Origin of the sequence: Oceaniovalibus sp. ACAM 378 (assembly GCF_008085915.1) — a bacterium.
Taxonomy (GTDB): Bacteria; Pseudomonadota; Alphaproteobacteria; order Rhodobacterales; family Rhodobacteraceae; genus Oceaniglobus.
On sequence record NZ_VSJK01000004.1, the window covers coordinates 316099 to 341539 of the forward strand.

A 25441-nucleotide genomic window follows, 5' to 3' on the forward strand; every position below is an offset into this window, starting at 1 on the left:
GCTAGGACGATGCAGACGACATCGACGAACGGCCAGCGGACACATGCCAGCGCATGCTGCTGCCCCGTGTGCCGCGGCCTCACCTGTTTCGAGGCCCCGAAGTACAGCACCGGGGCACTGCTTTCGGCGGAAGACCTTTCCAGCGAGCAGGCCTATGTCCGCGCCAAGTCACGGCTGCAGAACCGCTTTTTGCATGGCAACGGAACGGTTTGCGGGCTCAAGGTGATCTGCGACGATTGCGAGGGCTCGGTGCGGGTGCTGCCGGGTTACGCGCTCGACCCCTGCGGCAACGACCTCGTGCTGGCCGAGGCGACACGTTTCGACATCGCCAAGGCGATCCGGGATTGCTGCAACGCCAAGCGCCCAAAGCTGGGCGACTGCGACCCCTTCGTGCCGCCCCCTGACCCCGGCTGTCGCGACGTGGAGAGCCATTGGTGCGTCACCCTGCGCTTCCGTGAAGTAGAGAGCGGGCACACCGTCGCGCTGTCAAAGCAGCCGGTTCCCTCGGGCGGCTGCGGGTGTGGCGGCGGCAAGAACTGCGGATGCGGCGGCTCCGGCCACAGCTGCGGGTGCGGCGGCGGCACATCGCAAAGCTCGGCCGGGTGCGGCTGCGGCGGGCAGAGCGCGAATGCCAGAAGCCATGCGCCGATTGGCGGCACCTCTCCTTCGCCCGCCCTTGGCTATACCACCGCGGGCTGCACGCCGCGGCGAATCGTGGAATGCGTGGAAATCGGCATCATGCCCCACGACGGCCCCTGCCAGCCACAGTGGCGGCGCGACCCCGTCGGCTCCACGAACGTTCCCACCGGCGGCGGCCTCTTCGCCGACCTGATCAAGCCTGACAGCCTGCTCGGGCGGATCATCGCCTGCTTCACCGACATGGCGGCCTACCTCGCCGACCGTGTGCAGGGCGCCGACCTCGCGCCGCTGGAATATGTGGTGGGCACCAATCCGCCCCCGGCGAACCTCACGCCACAGCAGGTGCGCGACGCACTCTGCCGCGCGCGCGCCGCGGTGCTTGACCTCGTACGGACCAAGGATCCGGTGCGCTGCCAGATGCTGCGCACATTTGCCGCGATCACCGTGCCGCAGATTCAGGGCGACGAGATCGCCGCCGACTATATCATTCGTGCCCGGCCAGTGCTGGAGAATATCTTCACCGTTCTGTTCCAGACCGTCATGGACTGCATTTGCGGAGCCTTCCTACCCCCCTGCTCGGAAGACCCCTGCGACGACCGGGTACCCATCGCCTGTGTCACCATGCGTGGCGATCAGGTGATCGACATCTGCAACCACTCCTGCCGCACCTACGCCGGCGCCTTCCCGTCGCTGTACTACTGGCAATCGCTGGTGCCGGTGGTGCCGCTGATCCAGCGGCTTCTGGCGATCCTTTGCTGCGCACCGGATGCACTCACCCGCAACTCGCCGCTGGTCAACCACCTGATGCCGCTGATCCAGAGCCTCGACCCCAACGATGACTGGCGCAATACCGTGGCACAGGACGAATTCGCGCTGGTCCGGACGGTGAACCGGATCCTGCCGGAACTCTCTCTGGGCCGGATCTTTGCGGAAGCCGCGCCAAAGGTGCAGCCAGTCTCCACCGCAGGCGTCATCGGTGCCGAGACGGACACCGCTGTGGCGACACTCAAGACCCGCGGCATCCACACCGAGATTCTCGAGATCGAGGACCCCAAGCGCGCCGGGATCCGGCTCTCCACGCTGGGGGCCGTGGTCGCGGACAAGGGAGAGACGCTCACCCTCGCGGTTCACAACGGCAAAGTGATCGGAATCGCGAGGGGCACGGGAAAGGTGCAGCCGAAACCCGGCACTGAGGCTCGCTTTGACGAGGAACCCAACGACATCGCCCTGCTGCGCGCCGAGATGGACGCGCTGCGCGCCGAAGTGGCGGAGCTGCGCAAGGCCCGAGGGTCGGGCACCAGCGCCACAAAGAGGGGTAAGAAGACGTGACCGGCTCTGCTGAACGCCTCCATTACTTTCCGCGGATGCTGCTCGGCTCCGAGGCATTCACCGACGAGCAGGTCTATCACCGGACCCACCGGCGCCGTCACAATCTCGGCCCCCACGGCATCGGCATCGTCACAGGGCTGCACCTCGTAGAATTGCCGCGTGAGGGCGAGGCCGGCTTTGTGGACCTAGTGGTCATGCCCGGTCTCGCCATCGACCTGTTCGGCCGCGAGATTCTGGTTCTGGAGCCCGCGCCGCTGGACACCGCGCTTTTCGCCAGCCTCGGCGGAGTGCAGAACCGGCCGGTGTGGATTTCCTATGAAGAACAGGCACTTCGCGACGACATGGCCGAACGCCGGATCTGTGAAGGGACGGACAGCTATTCCCGCGTGCGCGAGACGTTCCGGCTTTTCGGCGGGCCACAGGAAGACGGCTTCCACGACCTCGAAGCTGCGGAAGTGTTCGTTGCGGGCGCGACCATCGCCGGGCCTTCGGCGGCGGGCGTGGTGCCGCCGGACATTCAGATCCCGGCGGATGGCAGCGTCGCAGTGCAGGAGTTCGAGGCGTCAGGCGAGCAGCGCCGCTGGATGCTGCAACTGGGCAGCGTGCTGTGGGATTCCACGCAAGGCCGGTTCGCCGCCGCAGCCGGGCCGGAAGTGCTGGCCGAGGGTCGGATCTATGCGGGTTTCGTCGGCGCTGCGCTGCGCAGCGAGTCCGGTGCGCTCAGCTTCGCGCCCCGCGCCGCCTTTGCCGATCCCGACGCGCAGGACTTTGCCGCCGTCGAGGGGCGTTTGCGGATCGCCGGTCGGCTTTCCGCAGAGCGCGACGTGGACCTCTGGGGGCGGCAGTTCTTTCTCAGCGACGCCGGGTTCGATGATGGCATACCGCTCTCTATTGGCCGCCGACCATCGGCCCTCAACAGCATTGATGCGGAACTGCACATCGAGCTTGGTGAAGATGCCGATGACCCGGCGCGACGCCTGACCGTGGGCACCGGCGGGCCAGCCAACCAGCCGGTGCTGGCGGTGCGCGGCGACCGGCGGGTGGACCTCGCAGACGGCAAGCTGCGCTTCCCGGGCCAGCGCAGCCAGGTCATCGACCTGTCGCTGGGGGCCGACAATCTTGACGGGCCAGAGGGCCTCGGGGTGCAGGACGGCGCCCAGTACACGCGTACCTCCGGCGAGGTTTACTGGTACCGCGGCGGCGCCCATGACGACACCGCAGGCGCGCCCGGTCAGGGTGGCTCCACGCTGCTGCGCCTCGACGGCGGCGGGCGGCTCCACTTCGGCGACACCACCCGGCAGATGTTGAACCTCTGGCGCGACGAATACGCCATCGGCGTGCAGAACAGCACGTTCTATTGCCGCGCCAACCGGGATTTTGCCTGGTTCCGGGGTGGCAGCCACGTCGACCTTTCGCAAAACCCCGGACCGGGCGGCACGACGCTCATGGTGCTCGACCGTCAGGGCCGGCTTACCTTCGATCCCGGCCTGAAGCAGACCCTGAACCTGCACAACGAAGACTACGGCGTGGGCGTGCAGAACGCGACGCTCTATTTCCGCTCGAACTTCGACTACTGCTGGTTTCTGGGCGGACTCCATGACGATGGCCGGAGCAACCCCGGCGGGGGACAGCTTGCGATGAAATACGACACCGTGAACGGCTTCGCGGTGACGGGCGACTTGCGGACCACCCAAGGCCTCGTCGTCCGGGGGGTGCGCGCGCCGGTGATCGACGTGCAGAATGGTATGCAGGTGATCAACCAGACACCCGTCATCGGCAGCACCGCGAGCGGGGTCTTCAACCTTGATGTCAACACCCGGCTCACCGCCTTCAGCAACGCGCAGGTGATGGTGGCGCTCAGCGACATCCGCAACAACAACGCAGCCGTCAACGCACGCTGGCGTGTCCAGCCGAATGGACCGGCCCAGCCGATTGGCCCTTCTACCGCGCGCTTTCCGATCTTCTGGCAGGTGGATGACAGCGACGGATTTCTCGTCGCCTTCAGCTGGATCGCGATCTTCACCCATTGACCCCGACGGAGGTTTCCCATGGCGACACCACACAGCAACGAGACAATGAGCCGCCAGATGACCGCTCGGCTGGAGGCCCTGCGGGCCGAACTGCGCCTCGGCGAACACCAACTGGCCGAGATCGACACGGAACGCGACAAGGTGGTCCGCACATTGCTGCGCATCTCCGGCGCTATCACGGTGCTGGAGGAATGCCTTGATGCAGGCGACGCTGCGGTGCCGGTCCCTTCGTCCGCAGCCGACGCGGCCGCCTGAGGCCGATGCTGACGGTCGGGCATCTGGACGTCCGGGCCCGGTTCCCGGTCGAGACGGCCCGGGCCCCGGGGCAGGCCGAATTGCGTGACCTTCTGCTGCGCCGGGCACTCCCCGCCCTGCGGGACGGCTGGCAGCGTCAGAGCGCCCCGCAGGGCGGTCAGATCACCCTGATCCGCGCGCTGCAGGTCGAGATTGCGATCGACCTCGCCTGGCCGGAAGACGAGATCGGCGACCGGATCGCACAGGGCATTCTGATCGCCCTGACGCAGGCGCGGCGCGGTGCGGACCGTCCGGGGACGATCCACGTCGACCCGGTGGACCACCTCGCGCGCGCCTTGCACGACCTGGCGCGCGGCCTGCAGCGGCGCTGGCACCACGGTGCCCTTGGCCGCCACTTTGACGCACCGCGTGGCGAGGCCGTGGCCCGGTTGCTGGCCGCAGCGCCGGATCAGGGGCCCCGGGCGCTTGTCCGCGCGGGTGTCCGCACCATGGCAGAGATCCTCGCCCCACTCGGACCCCGGGCAAGCCGACGCGTCGTCTTTGCCTGGAGCCCTCGCCCCGGATCTGTTCCGGCTCCGCGCCCCGGGGGCCCGGCCAGCCGACGCGTGGACGGCGCCGTGCGGGACGCGCTGGCCGCGCTGCCCGGACGGGACGTCTGGCAACAGGCTGTGGCGGTTCTCGCGCTGGCCCTAACTGACGCCCCTGAGGCCGAGCGGCAGGCCACCCGGGCGGCGGTTTTCCGACGTCTGTGGCCGCCGGGGCACGCCCGAACTCAGCCGCCTGCCCTGCCCCGGATCGCCACAGAGACGGATACCGCTCCCGGACTGGTCACGGAAACTTCTCGCCGAAACGACACTCCGCGACCGTCGCACCAGTCCGAGCCGACCCCGGACTGGGTGGCCGACACGCCCCACGGTGTGCTTTTCGCGCTCTGGCAGGTTGTGGCCGCGCAAGACCTGGAAACGCTGGCGACCGGTCTCGCCGGGGATCCGGCCACCGGCCGGCTGGCCCTCGCGCGGGGGCTTCTGGGCTCTGCCCCCGGCGCTTTCCTGCCTGACGACCCGACCCTTGCGCCCTTGTTGCGGCAGCACGACGACACAGCCCCCGTGCTGCCGCCCACCCGGCCCGTCGGTACGGCGGACGCAGTGACCCGAAGACCTGCGGATCGCCCCTCTCCTGACGACCCGACCCTTGCGCCCTTGTTGCGGCAGCACGACGACGCAGCCCCCGCGCAGCCGCCCACCTTGCCCGTCGGCACGGCGGACGCACTGACCCGGAGACTTGCGGATCTCCCTTCTCCGACTGCCGATGTCCTTGCCAGCGTCCTGCCGGACGGCGTCGCGATACTGGCCTGCGCGGTCACCGCCCGCTGGCTTGCGCTTTTGCCCGGGGGTCTGCCCGGTCCGGTCGATCTCGGTGCCACCTGCCGCCGGGTTGCCCCGGGTGCCACGCTCTGGCTCTCCGATGAGCTTCACACCCGCTCCATGCCCAGCCTGCCCGTGCTCGCGCGACACGCTTCCGGGCTCGTGGCCCTGATGACAGACAGAGCGAACCCGGAAACCGGGGCTCCACTGCTTCGCGATCCGGACCAACTGGCGCGTGACGCCGCACAGGTGACGCAGCCCTTCGCCGATACCGAGAGCCGTTGGGCCTGGGCCGCGCTCTGCGCCCATGTCCTGCGCGACTACGCATCGAAGCTTCCGGGGCTCACCCACATGGGATTCGCCGAGCTTGCCCGCGAAGCCCTGCCGCGCAGCGCCACCGTCACAGCCTGGTCCCGCGCCGATGGTCTGGAGCTTGATGTCGCGCTCGAACCACCGCCGCTCGCCCTGTTGCTTCAGATGATCGGCGCGTATCGCGACCGTTACACCCTGCCGGGGACGCCTCCTGTCACCATCGGCCTGAGACTTCAGGGGGGCGGGTGATGGACGGCGCCGCCTCTGCGACCACGACCGCCCGCGCGACCTCACGCACGGCCGCCCTGGCGCATCTGGAGGCGCACATGGACCTTCTGCGGCTTCGCATGGCGCGGCAGGTTGCACTCCTTCGGGCAACCGGACGCTTCGTTGAGGATCCGTTTCGGGGCCTCTATGTCGGTGCGGCGCAGGCAGAAGCGATCCTTGACCCGTTAGATGCCGATCCCGTTGCGCAAACCGAGTTGGCCCGGTTCGATGCCCGGATCGCCGGTATCGAGGCGGCCATGACATGCATGGGCGACACGGGCCTGCCGCTTGTTCATCTCGCAACCACCTTCGGCCTCGGCGCAGGCGAGATGACCGCCCTCGTCGCCGCGACGGCCGCCGAAATTGACCCCGGCTTTGCCACGCTCTTCTCCTACGCCCAGAACGACGCTTCACGCACACGGCCAACGTTGGGCCTGATCCTGGAACTGGGCAACGAAGCCTGCACAGGGATTGACCTCAAGGCGCGCGCGGCACTGCGCTGCCGCTTCGGCCCGGAGGCACCACTCCTGCGCTTCGCCTTGCTCGAGGCTGGCGATGACCAAGCTTTCGGTCTGTCCACCCCGTTGCGGCTGGCCCCGGGGATGCTGCCCTGGATTCTTGGGGACTCTGCCGAAGCTGCTGCAATGGACCCGGACTTTGCCACGGCGCTGCACCTCCTTAAGCCGCTCCCCCGGCTCTGGCCAGTTTTGGAGGATGAGGCCAAGAGGCTCTTCGCCGCTCTCGTGGACGGGGCGCCAACACTGGTTTCCCTGATCGTTCCGCGCCCGGATTGCGGCGCCGAAGGCCTCGCCGCCGCCGTGGCCCATCGGCTCGGCTGGCCGCTCCTCGCTTTCGATCCGCATCACCCCGGCGTTTGCGCACCCGTCGCCGCCAGTCGCCTTGGCCGCGCGCTGCGCCTGTCGGATGCAGCGCTTTTCCTGTCAGGCGACGCACCGGTGTCGGACGCGCCCCGCATCGCTGCGGGGCTGCGACCCGGTTGTCCGGTGTTCCTGTGCGGCACAGAGCCGGTGGATCAACGCCTTCTGCCGCCGGGGGCCCGGCTTCTTGAATGCCGTTTGCCAGCCGCTGGCATAAGGGAGCGGCAGGCGGTCTGGTCAGCCTTGCTGCCCGCCTCGGCCCCGGACGGTATGGCGCACCGCCTCGCCGCCTCGACCCGTCTCGGGCCGCTCGGCGCGGCGCGGGAGTTGCAGCGCCATGGCCGCAGTCTCGACATCCGTCCGACACCTAGCCCCGCGCTGCTTCGGTTCGGCCAGTCGGTCAAGGCCGAGGGCACGCTCGACGACCTCGTCCTGCCCGAGGAGTCCCGCGCCGACCTCGAGATCCTCCTGCGCGCCCTGACCCATGGCAGCCGCGTCCACGACGACTGGGGCTTTCGCAGTTCCGGTCCCCGCGCCACCCTCGCGCTCTTCAACGGCGCGAGCGGCACCGGCAAGACCTTCGCGGCCGGGCTTGTCGCCGCCACGGCGGGGCTGTCGCTTTACCGTGTCGATCTCTCGGCGCTGGTCAGCAAGTACATCGGAGAGACGGAGAAGCAGCTCGAAACCCTGCTGACGGCGGCCGAGGAGGTCGGGGCGGCGCTGCTCTTCGACGAGGGCGACGCCCTCTTCGGCAAGCGATCCGAGGTCAAGGATGCCCGCGACCGCTATGCCAATCAGGAGGTCGCCTTCCTGTTGCAGCGGATCGAGGCCTTCGACGGGCTGATCGTGCTGACCACCAATCTCTCGGCCCATATCGACAGCGCCTTCCTGCGGCGCATCGCCGTCGCCGTGCACTTTCCGATGCCCGATGCCGCGCTGCGCCGGAGACTCTGGGCGCGCGCCCTCCCCGAGGCTGCGCCGCGCGACGACGCCATCGACTGGCGCGCCTTGGCCGAGCGGTTCGAGCTCAGTGGCGGCGGCATTCGCAACGCAGCACTCGGGGCAGCCTATGCCGCCGCCGGAGACGATCGGCCCATCGCCATGGCAGATCTGGTGCAGAGTGTCGCTCGGGAGTTGCGCAAGGGCGGGCGGATGCCAAGCCGAACGGACGTCAAGACCAACGGCGCCACCCCGGCCTTCCGGAGGCCGTCGGCGTGAGCGCCTCACGCCGCCCCCTCGCCGAACACGCGCCCGTTCAGGGCACCAGCATCGCCACGCCCACCGGCAAGCCCGCAGCCATCGCCTCGATCACGCCATTCATGGCCCACGGGCCGCTCTGGGCCAAGCGGGCGGCGGCGCAGACAGCAACTGATCCGCAGGTACAGGCGGCGTTTCGCGGTATGCAGGCCCGCGCAGGGAACGCCGCTGCCGCCTCGCTCCGGCGCAACGGGGCGGCACCCGGAGCAGGCGGTGTGCACCCTGCCACGGTCGCCGACCCGAATGCGCCGCCGACCGCCGAAACCGCTGGCGAGACAACGGCGAAGGTTTCGACGAAGGGCAAGCCCGGCGAAGGGAAGGTGGAAGCCGCGACGGCGCCGGACGGTGCGGATTCGTCCTCGGACGCGAACGGTGCGATGGCGAGCGTGGAACCAGCACCCCCCGGGGCCGCCCCGGCCTCGCAACAGTTCATGGAAGCCACGCCCGAGGGCACGGTGCTCGGCCCCGAGGAGGTGGCGCAGAAGGCGGCCCGCGCCGCCCGGGCAATGACCCGGCCCGACATTGCCGCCCGGCTTGATGCCACCGGCGCCATTGACACCGCCAGCGCGTCAGCGGCCGCCCGGGCCGAAGCGCGGCTGCGCATCGCCACCCGGGCACCGCGTGGCTTTGCCGGTGGCGCGCCCCGCCCCGGCGCGGCACCAAAGATCGACCCGGGGCCGATCCCCGAGGCGATGACCGCCCTCAAGAACAAGACCGCGCGCCCGCTGGGTGAGCAGAAGCTGCCGGAAGTGACGCGCAGCCCGCGCGGCACGCTGCCGGACCTCAGCGCGCCCGTCCTGACTCCGGGACAGGTCCGGCTGGTGCGGCTCGGCCCGATGGCGATCAAGCTTTTCCCGTTGTCAGATGCAGAGGAGAAACAGCTCCTCGATATCCGAACGCGACTGGAGAATGGCCAGACCGCCAAGGCTCCGGCACCAGAGCCGCCCGCGAAGGAGAGCCCGACCCCGCCCGCCCCGAAAATTCCGGTGGCTGACAGATCGGATGCGCAGGATCCTGTCGGAAAGGATGCGGCCAAGACACCTGCGAAACTGCCGGCCGAGCCTGATGCCAAGCTCAAGGGGCCGGACGGCAAGCCGATCGCCCCCGATGTTGCGCCGCCGGCTCCGGTGCCGCCGACCTCGGTACCGATCGAGGACACGCCGGTCTCGGGCGTGGACATCACACCCGAACAGCAGATCGTTTTTGAGGGCGTGGTGGGCGAGATCGTCGGCAAGGCCGACGAGATGACCGGCAAGGTCGTCGAGGAGGCCGCCGGGCATCACTCGGTCTATAAGGATGGTGTCCTCAACCGGATCGCGCCCGAGATTGAGCTGCCGGGGGAGAAGCCCGCCATCAAGTCGGCCCTCGTGGCGCAGGCGGGGCTTCTGGGTGACAGTCTCGGGCTGACCAAGACCCAGATCGGCGAGGCGGTGACCCTGCGCAAGCAGGCGGTGGCCACGCAGCGCAAGGCGGCGGAGGCAAAAACCGACGCCGCAGCCAAGGGTGCCGCCGACAAAGCCACAGCCGAAACCACGCAGGTGGCCGAACAGAGTCAGGCCAGCATAGAGCAGATGCAGCGCGCCATCGCCCGGGACAAGGCTGCGGCCATGGCGAGACGCCCGAAACCGACGGCGCGCGAGCGTGTCGAGGATACGGTCAAGAAGATCCGAGAGGACGTGGCAAAGGAAACCGGGCGTTACAACATCCAGTTCGAGAACCGCAAAAGCGGCATCAGCGAGGCCGTCCGCAAGCAGAGCGCGGCCTACCGGATGGCGCTGCTGCAGGACGAGATCTTCTATGGCCGAGACCGCGAAAGTAGCTTCTGGGACCACTACCGCGACATGGCCCGCGCCCGCCGCTGGGCCGACGGCGAGATCCGCAAGCTCAAGGCCGTCGAGACCCACATGGGGCTTGCGGCTCAGAAGACCACGGACCTTTATATCGCAGAGCTTGCGGCCAGTGGACGGATCGCCTTTTCCGACCTGCGCATATGGGCGAAAAGTCAGGATTTCGCCACCGAGGACTGGTTCGGCCAACTCGATTCCAAACTCGCAACCTGGGAGAAGGACGCCAAGGGCGAGTCCGACGCCTTTGCTGCAGGACAGGCCCAGACCCTGCGGATCAGCCTGGCGCAGGACCTCGCGAGGTATAACGAACTCGCCGCCAAGCTGAAATCCGGCGACAAGGAAGCCGCGGCGACCTACCTTAAATCGCTCGACGAAGAGCGGCGGACCGTGGTGCTGGCGATGGCCAGCGGCGACGTGGTCGCGGGTCTCGCCCTTGGCATCCGCGAGGACGTCCGGCGCGACAAGCAAGCCGGGCTGGATCTGGCCTTCGAGGCCAAGGTCATGGGCCTGCCCGACACGCCGACAATCCTGCGCGGGACGCTCGCGAAACTGCTCCCGAGCGTCCAGCCGGGGTGGGATGTGCAAAAGGCCGCCGAGCAGATCTTCAAGTACGGCGCAGACAAGACTGGCACCGACGAGGCCAAGGTGCTTGGTGCGCTTGAGGGACTGACGCCCCTCGCGGTCAAGGCGCTGCGAATCCAGTACCCCCTGCTCGACCGTGGGCGCTCGCTTGATGCGGCTCTCAGGGACGAGTTCAACAGCGAGGAAATGGAGGCCGCCAACGCCCTGCTGGAGGGCAAGGTCGTCGAGGGCGCCGTCGGCAGCCTGCGGTCGGCTTTCTCCGGCTGGGGCACCGACAAGGAGGCCGCCCAGCACATCCTGCGCACCCTCAGCACGGAGGACCGAAAGGAGGTCGTCAAGCTCTACAAGACCCGCTACGGCGTCTCGCTCGAAAGCGAAATCCAGAGCGAATGGGGGCTTGGCGGAGACGAAAAAGGCAACCTCGAACTGCTCTCCGAGGGGAGGATCGCCGAGGCCGACGCCCATGCGATCGGCGCCACGCTGCTGGTGCGGGAAAACCCCGACGGCCAGACGGTGGCCATCGATACCGAGGAGGCGCAGAAGGTCTATGACCAGATCCGAAAGGACGTAGAAAAGCAGGGCGCGGAACGGGACCCGCCGATGACCTCAGAGCAGATCGAGGCCGAGGTCGCGCTGCGCAACCACGAGGTTTCCCTGGCCTTCAACGCCCAGTACAAGGATGCGCTCTGGGCCAAGCAGGGGAAAGGCGACGGCAGGCAGTCGGCGCTTGACGTGGCTTTCGGTTCCAACTTCGGCCCAAAGGGCAAGGCCGAGGGCGAACTGATGACGGCCATCGCCCGCAACGACCGGCCGGGTATCCAGACCGCACGGCTGCAGATCGAGGACGCGGGCGTCTATGCCGACGATGCCGCAATCAACATGGTTTGGCGGAATCTGGATCAGGAGGCCCTTGCCGACACGACCCGCGACTACGGCGACATTCTGCGGGCCAAGGACGCCGCCGAACTGGCCGAGAAGGACAAGGCCGACGCCTTTGGCGGCGACGAGCTCAGGCGGCAGAACTTCATCCGCCAGCAGATGCTCGCGCGGGAACGGCAGTTGCGCGGGAATGCGGACGCGGTAACGAAAACCCGCTTCAACGAGCTGGGCCTGCGATACGAAAGGTCTGCCGGGCGCACCCTTGGCGCCATGATAGATGCCAACATGTCCGGCGCGTCGCAGAACGAGGCGCTGGCCCGGCTGGAGAACAAGGGCACGCTCTCCAACTATCAGCGGTTCAAGTATTCGATCGAAGGCCTCGGGACCGATGTCCCGCAGGCCAAGTCGGCCCTCGCGGCAATGACACCGACAGAGCTCGCGGCGGCCCGTGAGCGCTGGAAGACGGAGCACGACGGCGAGTCGATCTATGGCGCGATCATCTGGGACACGAGCGGTCGCGAACAAGGCGACCTGCTGGATCTCGCGATCTACGGCACGCCGCAGAACCTTGACGATATGGCAAAAGCGGCACAGCGGAAATTTGACCGCGACCGGGACGACGATTCCGGCTTCGGTGCCTCTGCGACCGCGCACCAGATCCAGGCGGCACGGGACGAGCTGGCCTTCATGAATGACCAGCTTGCGGCGCTGAAGAACCCGAAACTCACCACCCGGCAGCGGCGTGCGGCGGCGGACGGTTTTGACATCGCTGTCGAGCGCTCGCTCGGTGCCATCGAGATCCAGCGCAACACCATCGATTCGATGGCCGACACCTGGTCGATGGTCGCCGCCATCGTGACGGCGGTGATTGTCGGCCTTTTGCTGGCGCCGGTGTCGGGCGGCGGCTCGGCGGTTGTGGCCGCGGCGCTGATCGCCTCGCTTGCGGGCACGGCTGCTGCCATCGGCACCAAGGCGCTGATCAAGGGCGGCGCCTATGGGACGGAAGAATTTGCCACTGACCTCGCCGTCGGCGCCATTGATGCCGCCTTCGCCATGCTGACGGCAGGGCTGGCCAAGGGGCTGACCGGCGGCGCCCGGGGGCTTATTACACCGGTAAGCGAGTCCGTCGTGCAGCAGTACCTGCGCAGCATGGGCCGCGTCGGGCAGGCTGCCGCCCGCGCGCAGGCCAGAGCCGCGGGCGCGGCTGCAAAGCTCGGCACTGCGGGCGCGCTTGCGCGGCAGGTCGAAGGCAAGGCGATCTTCGAGGGGATGATCAAGGCGGGCGGTTTCAAGAAGCTGTTTGCGCAAGGCACGGCGGAACTGATCGAACAGACGGTGCAAAGCGTCCCGGCCAATCTTACCGGCGCGCTCCTGGACGAGCGGACCTGGCGCCAGCCCGGTGGGCCGATGCATGTGCTGTCGACAACCGCGACGAGCACTGCGATGGGCATCGGCATGAGCATCGGCGTCGCCGGAGGAATGGCCGGGGGACGCAAGCTGCTTGGGCCGCTGGTCGGTCAGGTGGTCGCCGCCTTCAGCCACAACACCCCGAAACCGGACCTGCCGCCCGCGCGCGACATCCTCGGCCGGATGGGCAAACCGGAAGATCGGCTTGCCGATTTCCGTCGCTGGAAGGTGGACAATCCCGAAGGCGGTTACCGGGACTTCTATCGCCAGCGGCAGGCGACAGCCGGGGTGGAGATTCACGCCGAACAGGCGGCCCGGGATCAGGTGCGCGCGGCGCGGCAGGCCTTGCTGTCAGAACTGCCGCCAAAGGCGCGGGGCGGCTATGCGAGCGTGCCGATCCAGACACTCAGCGCTGCCGAGTTCCGCGCGATTGCGGGGGATGTACCCGGCGGGGCGGCGGTGGTCTATCGTGACGGTCAGGCGATCGTGGTGATCCGCGAAGGCGCCAACCCCTCTGCCGTCCGGCCGCTGATGGGTGAATTGCGCGACAGGGTTTTTGCCGGATCGGGCGGCATGACCCTGGAGGCCGCCCTGCCCGAGCATTACCGCGAGAGCACCCCGATCCGCCGCGACCTCTCGCTCCCCTCTGACACGGTTCGGGTGAAACCGGTGCCCGCGCACGGTCCGATCACCGGCGTCGAGATAATTGTCGGTCCCGGTGTGCGCCCCGTCGACGTGGCGCTGCACGTGGGCGAGGTTCGGCGGATACGCGGCTGGATGGGCCGACTGGGACGTGCGCGCCAGAAACTTGCCAGCCTCGCCGGCAAGGTCGGGATCGACATGGTCAACCCCACCGACCGCGCCCGCTTCGAGGCTGCAGGTGAGGTGCGCAAGCTTGGCCCGATCATCGAGAACCGCATCCGCCGCATGATCCTTGCCTCCGATAACCCCGCCCGCCTGCGCAAGCTGGAACGCGATGTGGAGCATCTGCTGGCGCAGCAGGAACGGGCCTCGAAGATCCTCTCGGGCGACGTCACCGCCGAGCCGCGCGGCTATGTGGCAGCCGAAGGCCTGAACGAGGACGCAACACCCACGCGCAGCAAGGACGCCGACGAGACCGCAACGCGAGAGAGGCCCGAGGCACAGCCCCTCCGCCCGGACGCACAGGCCGCTCGGCGCACCGGGGGCGAGGGTCCGGCGACGCGGCCGGACGTGTCACGCGCAAAGGAGGTCACCGCCCTCGTCCCGGTCAATGCCAAGGCGCCCCCGCCCCCCGACCCGCTGTCACAGATCATCGACTTCACCGGTCGGCTCGAGTCCGCCCGCAAGCGGCTGGATGAACTTCGTCGGCGCGCCGCGTCCGACATCGACAGCCAGCGACACCTCGGCAACATCGCCGGTGACGAGAACCGTCTTATGCGGCATCTGGACCGGGTTTTGGAACAGATGCGGGAAGAGTTCGACCTGCCGTGGTCGAAACTCGAGATGGATCTCGATAACAACGACCACGTGCTGGCGCTCCTGCGGCACGCCGAAACCGAACTCGCGCGCCACGATCAGGGGGCCATCCGTTTTTCCCGGGAACAGCTGATCTTGCTGCGGTCCTACCGGCACGTGGGCGGCGAGGTGCTCGGGTTCGATGCGATCAGCCGTCGTCACGCCTTGGAACTGGAAATCCGTGCCGCAGAGCATTCGGTTTCGCGCCTGCGCCGGACCATCGAACACCTGAAGAGCGCGCCCCATCTCACCTTTAACGGCGTGCCGCTCAGTCGTAAGCTGCCGCTGCCCGGAATTGTCCAGAAAAAAGGCGCTGACGGCTGGGGTTACCGCCCGCCCAGAACGAGCGACACCACCTCATACTGGAGCGAGATGCGGCACCGCCACGGCTATCAGGCAGAGCTGCGCCTTGCCAACCACATCGCCGACAACCTTGGAGAGCACGTGGTCTGGTACGGCGACCACGTCACTGCCTCGCATGGCGCAGATGTGATCTCGGTGGACCCGACGACGGGCCGGGTGACGCTCTGGGACGCGAAGTTCCGCGAAAGCGGCGCGGTGCAGCCCATGTCGGACACCTTCGCCGAACCCGGCAAACTTGCCAAGGCTCTGGAGGAGGCCCAGCAGGTGATCACCAATCACCCGCGGCTCTCACCCGAACTCAAGGCCAAGGCACTGGCTAACCTGAGCAAGGGCAAGTATCGGATCGCGACCCATACCGCGAAGGCGCCGGGCCCCGGCGATGCCGGTGTCTATCCGGCGACGATGGGCGAAGTACGGGAGGATGCGAAATGAGCGGGAGGATGGCGCATGGGCTTTGACCCCGATCGCGAGCGTCAGGGGCTCGAGAGCTTCGGTCTGAAGTTCCACCTTGAAACGCGCTATGAGGATTATCTGCCCGATGCCGTCGGCAACGCGGCGGTGATGGGGCTGAACGCCGCCGTCATGGCGTTGGTCCTGCGCATGGATGAGCCGGGAATGCGTCTTGTCTGGAAGATGCGCGACTGGCTGGAGGATGCGATTCAGCGCGATGAGCAGTTTGGCAAATTCCCGGAATTTGCCGCTGCGCAGCGCTATGAGGCCTATGGCCTCACGCTCTGGCTGACGGAGGAGACCTGGGCGCCCGACATCTATGCGCTGGCCCTCGACCGCTACGATCGGCTCTTTGCGCAGCCCGACCAATCCAACCCGGACCGCATCCGCGATGGGGCCGCGGCGGCCTATCTGCGCGATGCGGCGCTGGCCAATGCGGGCGCGCGCGGCCTTGATCTGCTTAAGCGGATTGGTGGTGCCCGGAACGACGCGCTGCTGGCCACCGCCGCCGACTTCTGCCGTTCCGGAACGCGGACACCGGAGGCGGATCAGGTCATCGGTGCTCGCCTGGACGAAGACTGGTTCGGACGGGGCAGCAACATCCAGGGCGCGCTCTGGCTCAAGGCATTGCTGCTGGTCCCCGGCCGCACCACTGGCTCCCGGGACACCCTCGCCGCGGCGTCGGCGCTCATGGAACAGGCGCGAACCCAGCCGTAGCTTCTCGGCCGAATGGGCGAGCGTATAGGTGACCATGCTCACCTTCAGCCGCCCCCCTGATGTAACCGTCGCCTAAACCAACTGCACACTCTACCAAGACCCCCGCGCCTTCCACTTTGGGAGGGTCGTGGTCGCGCCAGTGCGCAACTTTCCGACGCGCCCCGTATCAGAAAACCTTCACCAAACCTGCCGTTGGACAAGACCACGCTCACGCCTGACGCCCTTGTAAATAAGGGCGAAAAGCCGACTTCGCTCAGGCTTGGTATTCTAACACTTTACGCCACGGCTCTAATGAGACATACGGTGCGCTCAGTCGATTGCATAATTTGTCAGCCTTTTTGATAGATTACTAAGATATGTTGGGCTTTCATCAGCCCCAAAATCGAAAAAATGCAATTGTTGCTTACGCGGCCAAAAAACTGCCGTGATAGCGCATTACCGACTGACATCGACTGTTGGCACTCAAGGTGATGCTTTTGGCATCATTTTGTTGCGCCCCAAACCACCTTTTCTAAGGAAAGGGAGGCCAAGTTGCATGCGTTTGCATCAAAGGGCCCAGTCGAACCAAACAAAATCGGGGACCCTCACGGGGAAACTGAGAACGCTCTGAAATCAGAGTAGATAGATAGGAAATGACAATGAAAACGATGACTACAGCGTTAACCGCAGGTGTTTTGGCACTTGCGCCGTTGTCAGCATTTGCTGATTCCCACGCCGACAGCAGCGATCCAATCGTCATTCCAATTCACAACTGGTCCAGCCAAATCGTAATGTCCAACGTTGTTGGTCAAATTCTCGAAACTCAGGGCGCAATCGTCGAATATGTTACCACAGACAGCCAAGCGGTTTATGAATCCGTGCGTCTTGGTGATGTCGCTATGGAGCTTGAGGTTTGGGAAGGTGCGTTCGGCGCGTCCTTCCGTGCCGCGATGGAAAAAGGCGGCATCGTTGATGTGGGCGACCATAATGCTGTCACACGCGAAGACTGGTGGTACCCAATGTGGACCAAAGACGCATGCCCGGGCTTGCCATCATGGGAAGCGTTGAACGACTGCGCAGCCTTGTTCGCGACACCTGAAACGGGTGACAAAGGTCGCTATCTTGATGGTCCAGTCGACTGGCTCAAGCACGGCCAGGAACGCGTTGAATCGCTGGATATGGACTTTGTTGTGGTAAACGCAGGTTCCGCCGCTGCTTTGTGGGCCGAACTCGGTGCCGCTGAAGCCGAAAAAAAGCCGATCGTTGTTTTCAACTGGACACCAAACTTTGCCGAAGCCGTTTGGCCCGGTGAATTCGTCGAGTTCCCAACGTGGGAAGATGGCTGTGACACGGACCCATCCGTGGGTCCAAACCCTGACGCGCTTTTCGATTGCGGCAACCCAGCGACGGGTTACCTGAAAAAAGCAGCTTGGGATGGAATGGAAGACAAGTGGCCAGCGGCATTTGCGACGCTGGAAGCCGTTTCTTTCACCAACCCGCAAATCGCTGAAATGGCAAAACTCGTCGATATCGATGAACTGGAGCCAAAAGAAGCAGCCGAAGTATGGCTGGAAGCAAACCCAGGCGTCTGGGAAACTTGGGTTAAATAAACCCCTTCTTTTGAGTGAATGTCTCCTCGTCCGGTCAGGTGCCGGGCGGGGCCTTGCGTATATCTGAGGAATAACATGTCGTCTGAACGCCCCGTCATATCGTGCAAAAATATTTGGAAAGTTTTTGGGGACGACCCCGAAGGATACCTTGCCAAAATGCCGCCCGATATGTCGTTCGATGAAATGAGCGAAGACGGGTACATCGCAGGCGTCAAAGACGTATCGCTTGATGTTAACAAGGGCGAGATGCTGGTGATCATGGGCCTCTCCGGGTCTGGAAAATCCACGCTTGTGCGCTGTTTTTCCCGGCTGCACGACATTACAAGCGGCACGATCGAGGTTGCAGGGCAGGACATCATGTCCTTGGCCGAAAAAGACCTGATTGAACTGCGCCGCTCGAAGATGGGGATGGTGTTTCAATCCTTTGGATTGCTGCCGCACCGCTCTGTGCTCGAAAATATTGCCTTTCCGCTGGAAATGCGCGGCCAGGACAAACACACCCGACGCGAACGCGCTCTAGAGGTGATCAAACTTGTCGGCCTGGAGGGCCGCGAGGATTTCTTCCCGCGCGAGCTGTCTGGCGGACAACAGCAACGCGTCGGCATCGCCCGGTCCCTGGCGATCGAGCCTGATATCTGGTTCCTGGACGAGCCGTTTTCGGCGCTTGATCCCCTGATCCGCAAAGAAATGCAGGACGAATTCCTACGCCTGCAACAATTGCTCAAAAAAACCATCGTGTTTATCACCCATGATTTCGATGAGGCCCTGCGCCTTGCTGACCGTATCGCCATCATGAAGGAAGGTGCGATCGAGCAATGCGATACCCCCGATAAAATCGTTCTGAAGCCTGCCACCGAATATGTGCGCAAGTTCACCGAAGACGTCGATAAGGCCCGCGTGGTTCGTGCCGGCGGCCTGGCCGAGGCCGATCAAACTGGCACAGGTGATCCTGTGGATGCGTCCCAAACCGTTCGCAAGATGGCCCGAATGTTGGTCGATGATACCCGCGATTTCATACCTGTTTCCCGCGCAGGCAAACCTATTGGTGCGCTGTCACGGGCCGAAGCACTGGATGTTCTATTGGGGGATCAGTGATGGTTGCCCTGTCGAAGAAGACTGCCGAAGCGATCACTTGTAACCGCGCCGCGATGCTGCTTCTCGCCGTTGCTGTGATCCTGACGACCTTGCAATATGCAGCCGTTTTGCCTGCATGGCTGCACCGTATCCCCGATGCAATGGTCCCGCCTTTCGCGGCATGGCTGGACGTGGTTTTCAACTTTGTTAAAGACGATCTTGGACTACTTAAGTTTACCCGGTTCTTTACGGAGGGTTTGGAAAATGTACTCGATACTACGGGTAATATTTTCTTCGGCAAATACCGCTGGCCCCACTTAGGCCCGATGCCTTGGACTGCGGTTGCGGGTGTTGCCGCCGTTATAGGCTATTCCCTTGGTGGCTGGCGTTTGGCGTTGCTGGGCGGTGGTACATTCGTTTGGACAGCGTTGATCGGCCAGTGGAATATCGCGATGGAAACCATGTCGGTTCTGGTCGTGGCTGCCCCTTTGGCCTTTGTCATCGGTCTGTCATTCGGCATTGCCGCTTGGAAGTATGCTTGGGTCAATAAGGCGATAAGGCCCGTCTTATCGGTCCTACAAACGCTGCCGTTTTTCACGTATCTATTGCCGGCCGTGATTTTCTTTAAGGTCGGACCAACGGCGGGTGCCATGGCCACTATTGTCTATGCTATTCCCCCAATGATCCTGATGACGACGCTTGGCCTGCAAAAAGTACCACTTGAAGTCATCGAGGCAGGGAAAATGGCCGGCTGCACCAGATTTCAAATGCTACGCCACGTTTATATCCCGTCAGCTCGGGGCGATATTCTGGTTGGCGTTAACCAGGTCATCATGCTGTGTCTGGCGATGGTCGTATTGACCGCCTTTATCGGGATGCCCGGCCTTGGGGCAAAACTTCTTGCGATGATGGGGAGTTTCAAACTTGGACGCTCGTTGGAAATTGGCATCACAATCGTATTGCTTGCCGTAACGCTTGACCGCATGTCCAAGGCTTGGGCCGTCAAACAGCCCGTGCATTTCGATAAAGGAACGTCATGGTTTTGCCGTCACAAGACGCTTGTATCGGCTTTGTGCGTCATTGTCGGCTTCACCCTGCTCTCAAAGGTTGTGCCCATCGCCGGAACCATCGAGCGAGGACAAGACTTTAGCCAGGGTAAGGAATTGGATAATTTCATCAAATGGTTACTTGCTGTCGATGGCGTGCAAAGTGTCACCTATGGCATTCGCTATGTCTTGAACGTGTGGGTTTTGAACCCATTTCGCGACTTCATGCTGTCGATTCCGACACCTGCGATGATCATGATGGTTGTGGCATTTGCGGTCTGGTTGGGCGGACGGCGTCAGGGCATCATCGCCGCAATTTTCTTTGGTCTGATAGCCCTTTCAGGCTGGTGGGACCGGTCCATAATCACATTGTATTCGGTGTTGGCCGCCGTTTCGATCGCGATGCTTCTCGGTATCCCGCTTGGAATTTGGGCATCGCAGTCTGATAAATGGTCGCGCCGGATACTGATCGCCTGCGATACGGCGCAAACATTCCCAAGTTTCATTTATCTGATCCCCGCAATCATGTTATTCGGGATTACAGCCACCGCGGTTGTAGGCTCGATCCTGATCTTCGCAATGGTTCCGTTGACCCGCTATACTATCGAGGGGCTGCGCACCGTGCCGCCGGAAATGACTGAGGCGGCGGACATGGCTGGTGCAACCCGCATGCAGAAGTTGGTGAATGTCCAATTGCCTCTGGCTTTGCCAACTATGGCTGTTGGGTTTAACCAAGCGATCATGTTTGCCTTTTTTATGGTTATCATCGCCGCGTTTATTGGAACCCAGGATCTGGGACAAGAATTGCAACGCACCCTTGCAGGGACGGACCTTGGAAAGAACTTTGTCCTTGGGATCTGCGTATCACTTATGGCGCTCACTTTTGATGTGGTTATCATGAAATGGGCGACGGATAAGAAACACGCTCTGGGCCTCGCATAGAGGCTGGTGAATAGCCACAAACTATCGTCAGTTGCACATCCAGTCGTTCGGCCACGTCCTCGCCGATCAGCACCTTCTGCTTGCCGGCGTGCTCCAGGTGGTCCGGTTCGATGATCCCTTCGACGCGCTCGAGATGCGGCGGAAAGCCTTAGCGGGGCCGGGACACCCGCTTCTCCGGTGAAGCCCGGCCCTCGCCGACCTGCGCCCGTAGCGCCGGGAGAGCCGTCTCGATCTCCTCGAAGAGGAAAGCCTGCTGCGCATCCGCAGCACCCGTCGTGGCAGAACCAGGCCTCTCGGACCGTCGTGCGAACCGCGCCCGGTCGTAAGTGAACTGCTCCGGGTTTGCCGGAGGCTCCCACTCATGAGTAGGATGGAGCATCATCCGACGCAGAGGCAAACTTCTACGCGGCTCTGGAAAGATCAGATAGGGCCGCGTAACTAACACAGATCAGCCTCCGGCAAGCCCGGCGCCGTAATCCGACGTCACGCGCGCCATTGAGTGACGCAGGGTGTTGCCTGCCGTCGGAGAACCGCTCAAGCGGGAGATCGCGGGGTGGGAATTGTGTAGGTCAGCTGGGTCTATGGGGATTTGACGCGGTTGAATGCCTTTGTTCTTGCTGGGCAGGTTGTCTTCCACCATTCTCTGACGCGTTCGAATAGTCCAATAAGTGTCGCCTCCAGCTTCATTCCGCCCTGGGGCGGGAACCATTTTCTGCTTGGTGTGTTTGATCCCCGGTGACCAATAACGGGCTCCAGAAAAGGAAAACTCATTTCGATATCCTCAAATCTCCCTAATCGACTGACTGTCCTTGACAATTTTGGAACCGACCCCGGCTCGCTGAGTGCGGACACCTATATTCCGAAAAACTTCCCAAAAAACGGCCCGCTCGTAGTCGTGCTGCACGGTAGCACCCAATCAGCGGAAAGTTATGATGTCGGCTCGGGTTGGTCTACGCTTGCCGACGAATGCGGGATAGCGCTCCTGTTTCCGGGGCAAAGACTGGCCAACAACCTCCTTGGCAGCTTCAATTGGTTCGAAACTGGCGACAGCCACCGCGACGGCGGCGAACCACTTTCTATCCGGCAAATGATCAAACAGGTCGTCGAAGATCACGAAGTGGACCCGTCTCGTGTCTTCATCACTGGGATGTCCTCGGGCGGCGCAATGACGTCTGTGATGTTGGCGACCTATCCGGAAGTGTTTGCGGGAGGCGCAATCATCGCTGGACTGCCCTACCGCAGTGCCAGCAACATGATGGAGGCGATCATTCGCATGAAGGGATATGGGGGCCCGTCGGACCACACACTCGACGCACTCGTGCGCGGAGCATCGGAATCCACTGGGCCCTGGCCTACAATCTCTGTCTGGCACGGCGGAAGCGATGACACCGTCGACAGTTCCAATGCCGATTCCATCGTCGGGCAGTGGCAGAAAGTCCACAGCGTCGAAGGACCGCCGACCCGGGTGGAAACGGTCGACAGCTTCCCCAGGCAAGTCTGGTGCGACACGGACGGACGGGTGGTGATCGAGGAATACATTATCAAAGAAATGGGCCACGGCACGCCGATCAGTGCTGACGGAGACGAGGGCCTCGGTGAAGCGAGCAAATATATGCTGGAAGTCGGAATTTCCTCGACCCGCCACATAGCGGATTTCTGGGGCCTTACGCAGTAGGAAAACTATGGCTGGATGATTGCGTCAGAGTATCGGCCCAAAACGGGCTGAAATTCCGACGAATCAAACAATCTAGGGCCCTTAAATCGCTATGTTGGCCAATTGGCGTGCAACCTCTATCCCCGTCGGTAAAGAATAAGCGCGCCCCGACCGAGCGGTTCATCGACCGGCTCTCGCGCTGATATATGCCAACCAGCGTCGGCCTGTCGCTTCTCGTGATGCTGGCGCCGCTCCTTTGTCGCAGTAAATGCTATCAAAGGAGCGGCACCAAACCACGACAGGCCCAATCCAATGCTCAAGCCGCTCTGACGTCCCCTTTTAGATGACGACGGGCACTTGGCTTGCGACAGGTTTGTTGTTCAAAAAAGTGATCGTCAAAGAACTTGCGCTTCGCCTTTTGCGGAACCCAACAGAACGCCGCTAAGCGATGGTAACCCATTGACCTTTTACCGATGGCGCTTAATGCTATGTGCATGCAAGAGAGACCCGATATTTACAACCGCCTCGCTTATTTGCTTAAGAAGGCGAGGCAGAAAAAAGGGCTTAGTCTTAATGCAACGGCTAAGCTCTCAGGCGTAAGTAGGTCCATGATCAGTCAGATTGAACGGGCAGAATCCAGCCCGACGGTGGCGATATTGTGGAACCTCACACAGGCACTTCAGGTGGATTTCGCTGGGCTGCTTGAACCTCACTCTAAACCAAAGATAGAGGTTGTACGTGCGAATGCCGCGCCTGTTATCGCTGGCGTGGGGCTGGGCGTCAGCATCCGGATCCTTTCGCCTCCCGAGGCGGTTGGTGTCCATGAGGTCTATGATTTGTTTTTGGAAGCAGATGGTAAACTTATCAGTGATCCGCATGGTAAGGGCTGCCACGAGCATCTGACTGTCATCGAAGGGTCGGTAAAGGTGACTGCGGGTGACGAAACTCAATGGTTAAGCAAGGGCGACGCCGCCAGCTACTTTGCCGATCGGCCCCATAGTATAGAAGCAAATGGCAGTCTTGTCCGAGCGATTCTTATCGTTCAGAACAGTTAGGCTGCATGAGGTCTGCTTGCTAAAGGGATACCATCAATAATCGATCTGAATTGTCCAGGTGACTAAAGTTGCGGTGTGCTTAGGCTCTGCCTCAAACCGTTCCGGGTCAACGGACCCATTATCTTCAATCACGCATTGGATGGAGCCAGTTTTATCCGCCTTGAGAGATACGAAGCGCAACCCAGCCGGATTAAACGTTAGGCAAAGGTCCGAAAACCCGCGGAGCCCATCGCAGGGCAAATGTACCTTATACAGCAGTTGGCCATTCTGGTAATTACGTCTGCGTCTTTGGATCTCGTCGATTGGAATTTGGTTGAGGACATGTACGTCATCAACTTAAGCATCTTTCATCGGCGTTCTTTCCAGCAGATATTGGCCTACCGTCTGTTTTCGAAGAAACCGGGGTGCTTTCTTCGCTTTAGCTGAATTTATTTTGCACCCGCAAGCTGTTACTCGAATCGACGCATTATAGGTGACGCCCATCAGGGCGGCCTAGCATTTCACAAAACGCATTTAACTGCGAAAAAGTGCCCCACAGTACATATAGCCTTTCATCGCTGGAGTTCGCGACGCAGCACAATAACGCATCATGCTGGGGCCATGGCTTTGGCCTCGGCCCGTGAATAGCTGCAGCCCATCAGTACCGTCCGGGCGAGATTCATCGCGATCAAAGCAAGCCAAAGACCATGATTGCCAAGCGTCGGAAGGCTCACCACCAAGACCACCAGATAGATGGCGATGGAAATCGCCATAACATTGCGCATTTCGCGGGATAAGGTTGCGCCGATGAAAATTCCGTCAAAAATATAGCTGCCGAAACTGGCGAGAGGAAACAGCCATATCCACGGCAGGAAGCGCATTGCCTCTTCTCTGACCTCGGGGGAAGCGGTCATCGCAAATATCAGCGAGGGCCCCCCAAATACAGCAGCCAGTGTCAATCCAACACTGCCAAAAAGCGCCCATTGTCCTGACAGTATAGCTGCCCGACGAAGCGAAGTGACGGCGCGTGCGCCCACGGCCTGCCCCACCAGCGCTTCGGCCGAATAGGCAAAAGCATCCAACATATACGAGAAGAGCAGCAAAAACTGTAACAGGACCTGATTTGCGGCCAAACTGATATCACCCTGACTGGCGGATAGAAAAACAAAAGAGGTAAAACTGAATTGCAATAACACCGAGCGCAAAACCAGATTCACGTTCATCGCCATAGTCTCACGCAGCGCCTGCTTCTCAACCAGTTCTAACCAGCGCGACCGCAGTTCAGGCAAGAATGCCTCGCGGCACAGAAATAGCCCAAGGCCAAATCCCACCCACTCACCGACCAGCGAGGCCGCAGCAACGCCCGGCACGCCAAGGCCCAGACCGATCACAAAGCCCACATCCAGTGTGATGTTAACCAAATTGATACACAGATGCAGCAACAAGACGGCGCGGGCGCGTTCAAGCGCAATCAACCAACCGGTCATGGCATAAAGACCGACAGTGGCCGGGGCGCCCCAAATCCGTATAGAAACATACTGTTGAGCAAGATCTTCCACCTCGGCAGACGCCGGCGAAAGGGCAAGTGCTCCAGCCAAGAGCGGCCCCTTCAGTAAAATCACTGCTAGCCCACAAAGGGCGGCTATAAGCAAAGCTCGGTGCAAGGTCAGGGCAGTAAGTCGGCGATCACCCCTGCCATGCGCCTGCGCGGCAAGCCCCGATGTCCCCATGCGTAAGAAACTGAAAAACATGTAGACTGTGGACAAGATTACACTGCCCAAGCCCACAGCACCGATCGGAACTGCCGAGCCGATTTGTCCAACCACCGCCGTATCCACAAGGCCCAGCAATGGAATTGTGGCATTTGAAACCAGGATCGGTATTGCGATATTCAGGACCCGTCGATGGGTAATAATTTGCATGGTCAGCCTTGTTGAAATAACCGCAGGGTCGCGAATGATAGGCAAGGCTTTCAATCATCTGGTCCGGGCACAAGCGAGGTTGTTCGTTCGATAAGGACTCAACTACG

General features: G+C 62.9%; 13 protein-coding genes and 1 pseudogene. 12 read left to right on the plus strand and 2 right to left on the minus strand.

All coding sequences use genetic code 11. The features are described from left to right. Nucleotides 1-9 precede the first annotated feature (9 nt). The 10 genes from FQ320_RS25585 (at nucleotide 10) to FQ320_RS07480 (ending at nucleotide 20724) form a co-directional block, all read left to right on the plus strand. Entirely contained in the window at nucleotides 10-1968 is a 1959-nt protein-coding gene (locus tag FQ320_RS25585) for a hypothetical protein (RefSeq protein ID WP_187393809.1), read from the plus strand. Then, nucleotides 1965-3998 (plus strand): hypothetical protein, encoded by a 2034-nt coding sequence (locus FQ320_RS07440; protein ID WP_148471071.1) that lies wholly within the window; start codon nucleotides 1965-1967, stop codon nucleotides 3996-3998. The genes FQ320_RS25585 and FQ320_RS07440 overlap by 4 nt, the downstream gene beginning before the upstream one ends. Before the next feature lie 18 nt (nucleotides 3999-4016). Continuing rightward, nucleotides 4017-4253 (plus strand): hypothetical protein, encoded by a 237-nt coding sequence (locus FQ320_RS07445; protein WP_148471072.1) that lies wholly within the window; start codon nucleotides 4017-4019, stop codon nucleotides 4251-4253. Nucleotides 4254-4333: 80 nt separating this feature from the next. Continuing rightward, on the plus strand, nucleotides 4334-6178 hold the full coding sequence (locus FQ320_RS07450) for a hypothetical protein (RefSeq protein WP_148471073.1): 1845 nt from the start codon (nucleotides 4334-4336) through the stop codon (nucleotides 6176-6178). Further along, entirely contained in the window at nucleotides 6178-8292 is a 2115-nt protein-coding gene (locus FQ320_RS07455; RefSeq protein ID WP_148471074.1) for an ATP-binding protein, read from the plus strand. Before FQ320_RS07450 ends, FQ320_RS07455 begins: the two co-directional genes overlap by 1 nt. Continuing rightward, nucleotides 8289-15338 carry an annexin gene (locus tag FQ320_RS07460; protein ID WP_148471075.1) on the plus strand — a complete coding sequence of 2350 codons (7050 nt, stop codon included), beginning with the start codon at nucleotides 8289-8291 and terminating at the stop codon, nucleotides 15336-15338. Before FQ320_RS07455 ends, FQ320_RS07460 begins: the two co-directional genes overlap by 4 nt. A gap of 15 nt (nucleotides 15339-15353) precedes the next feature. Continuing rightward, nucleotides 15354-16073 carry a hypothetical protein gene (locus FQ320_RS07465; RefSeq protein ID WP_148471076.1) on the plus strand — a complete coding sequence of 240 codons (720 nt, stop codon included), beginning with the start codon at nucleotides 15354-15356 and terminating at the stop codon, nucleotides 16071-16073. A gap of 638 nt (nucleotides 16074-16711) precedes the next feature. Next, the gene (locus FQ320_RS07470) at nucleotides 16712-17662 is read left to right on the plus strand and encodes an ABC transporter substrate-binding protein (protein ID WP_148471077.1); all 951 of its coding nucleotides are present in this window, start codon (nucleotides 16712-16714) and stop codon (nucleotides 17660-17662) included. 75 nt (nucleotides 17663-17737) lie between these two features. Further along, nucleotides 17738-18757 (plus strand): glycine betaine/L-proline ABC transporter ATP-binding protein, encoded by a 1020-nt coding sequence (locus FQ320_RS07475; RefSeq protein ID WP_148471078.1) that lies wholly within the window; start codon nucleotides 17738-17740, stop codon nucleotides 18755-18757. Then, nucleotides 18757-20724 (plus strand): proline/glycine betaine ABC transporter permease, encoded by a 1968-nt coding sequence (locus tag FQ320_RS07480; protein ID WP_148471079.1) that lies wholly within the window; start codon nucleotides 18757-18759, stop codon nucleotides 20722-20724. The genes FQ320_RS07475 and FQ320_RS07480 overlap by 1 nt, the downstream gene beginning before the upstream one ends. Before the next feature lie 34 nt (nucleotides 20725-20758). On the opposite strand, the pseudogene FQ320_RS26335 reads toward FQ320_RS07480, so the two are convergent. Continuing rightward, nucleotides 20759-21049 (minus strand): annotated as a pseudogene (locus tag FQ320_RS26335) (IS66 family transposase); the annotation flags it as partial. Between the two features lie 474 nt (nucleotides 21050-21523). On the opposite strand from FQ320_RS26335, the gene FQ320_RS07490 reads away from it, so the two are divergent. Beyond that, on the plus strand, nucleotides 21524-22399 hold the full coding sequence (locus FQ320_RS07490; RefSeq protein WP_255509412.1) for a PHB depolymerase family esterase: 876 nt from the start codon (nucleotides 21524-21526) through the stop codon (nucleotides 22397-22399). 473 nt (nucleotides 22400-22872) lie between these two features. Next, entirely contained in the window at nucleotides 22873-23433 is a 561-nt protein-coding gene (locus tag FQ320_RS07495) for a helix-turn-helix domain-containing protein (protein WP_148471081.1), read from the plus strand. A gap of 587 nt (nucleotides 23434-24020) precedes the next feature. Here FQ320_RS07495 and FQ320_RS07500 read toward each other — a convergent pair. Beyond that, complete coding sequence (locus FQ320_RS07500; RefSeq protein WP_148471121.1) at nucleotides 24021-25334, minus strand: MATE family efflux transporter; 1314 nt, start codon at nucleotides 25332-25334, stop codon at nucleotides 24021-24023. Nucleotides 25335-25441: the final 107 nt, after the last annotated feature.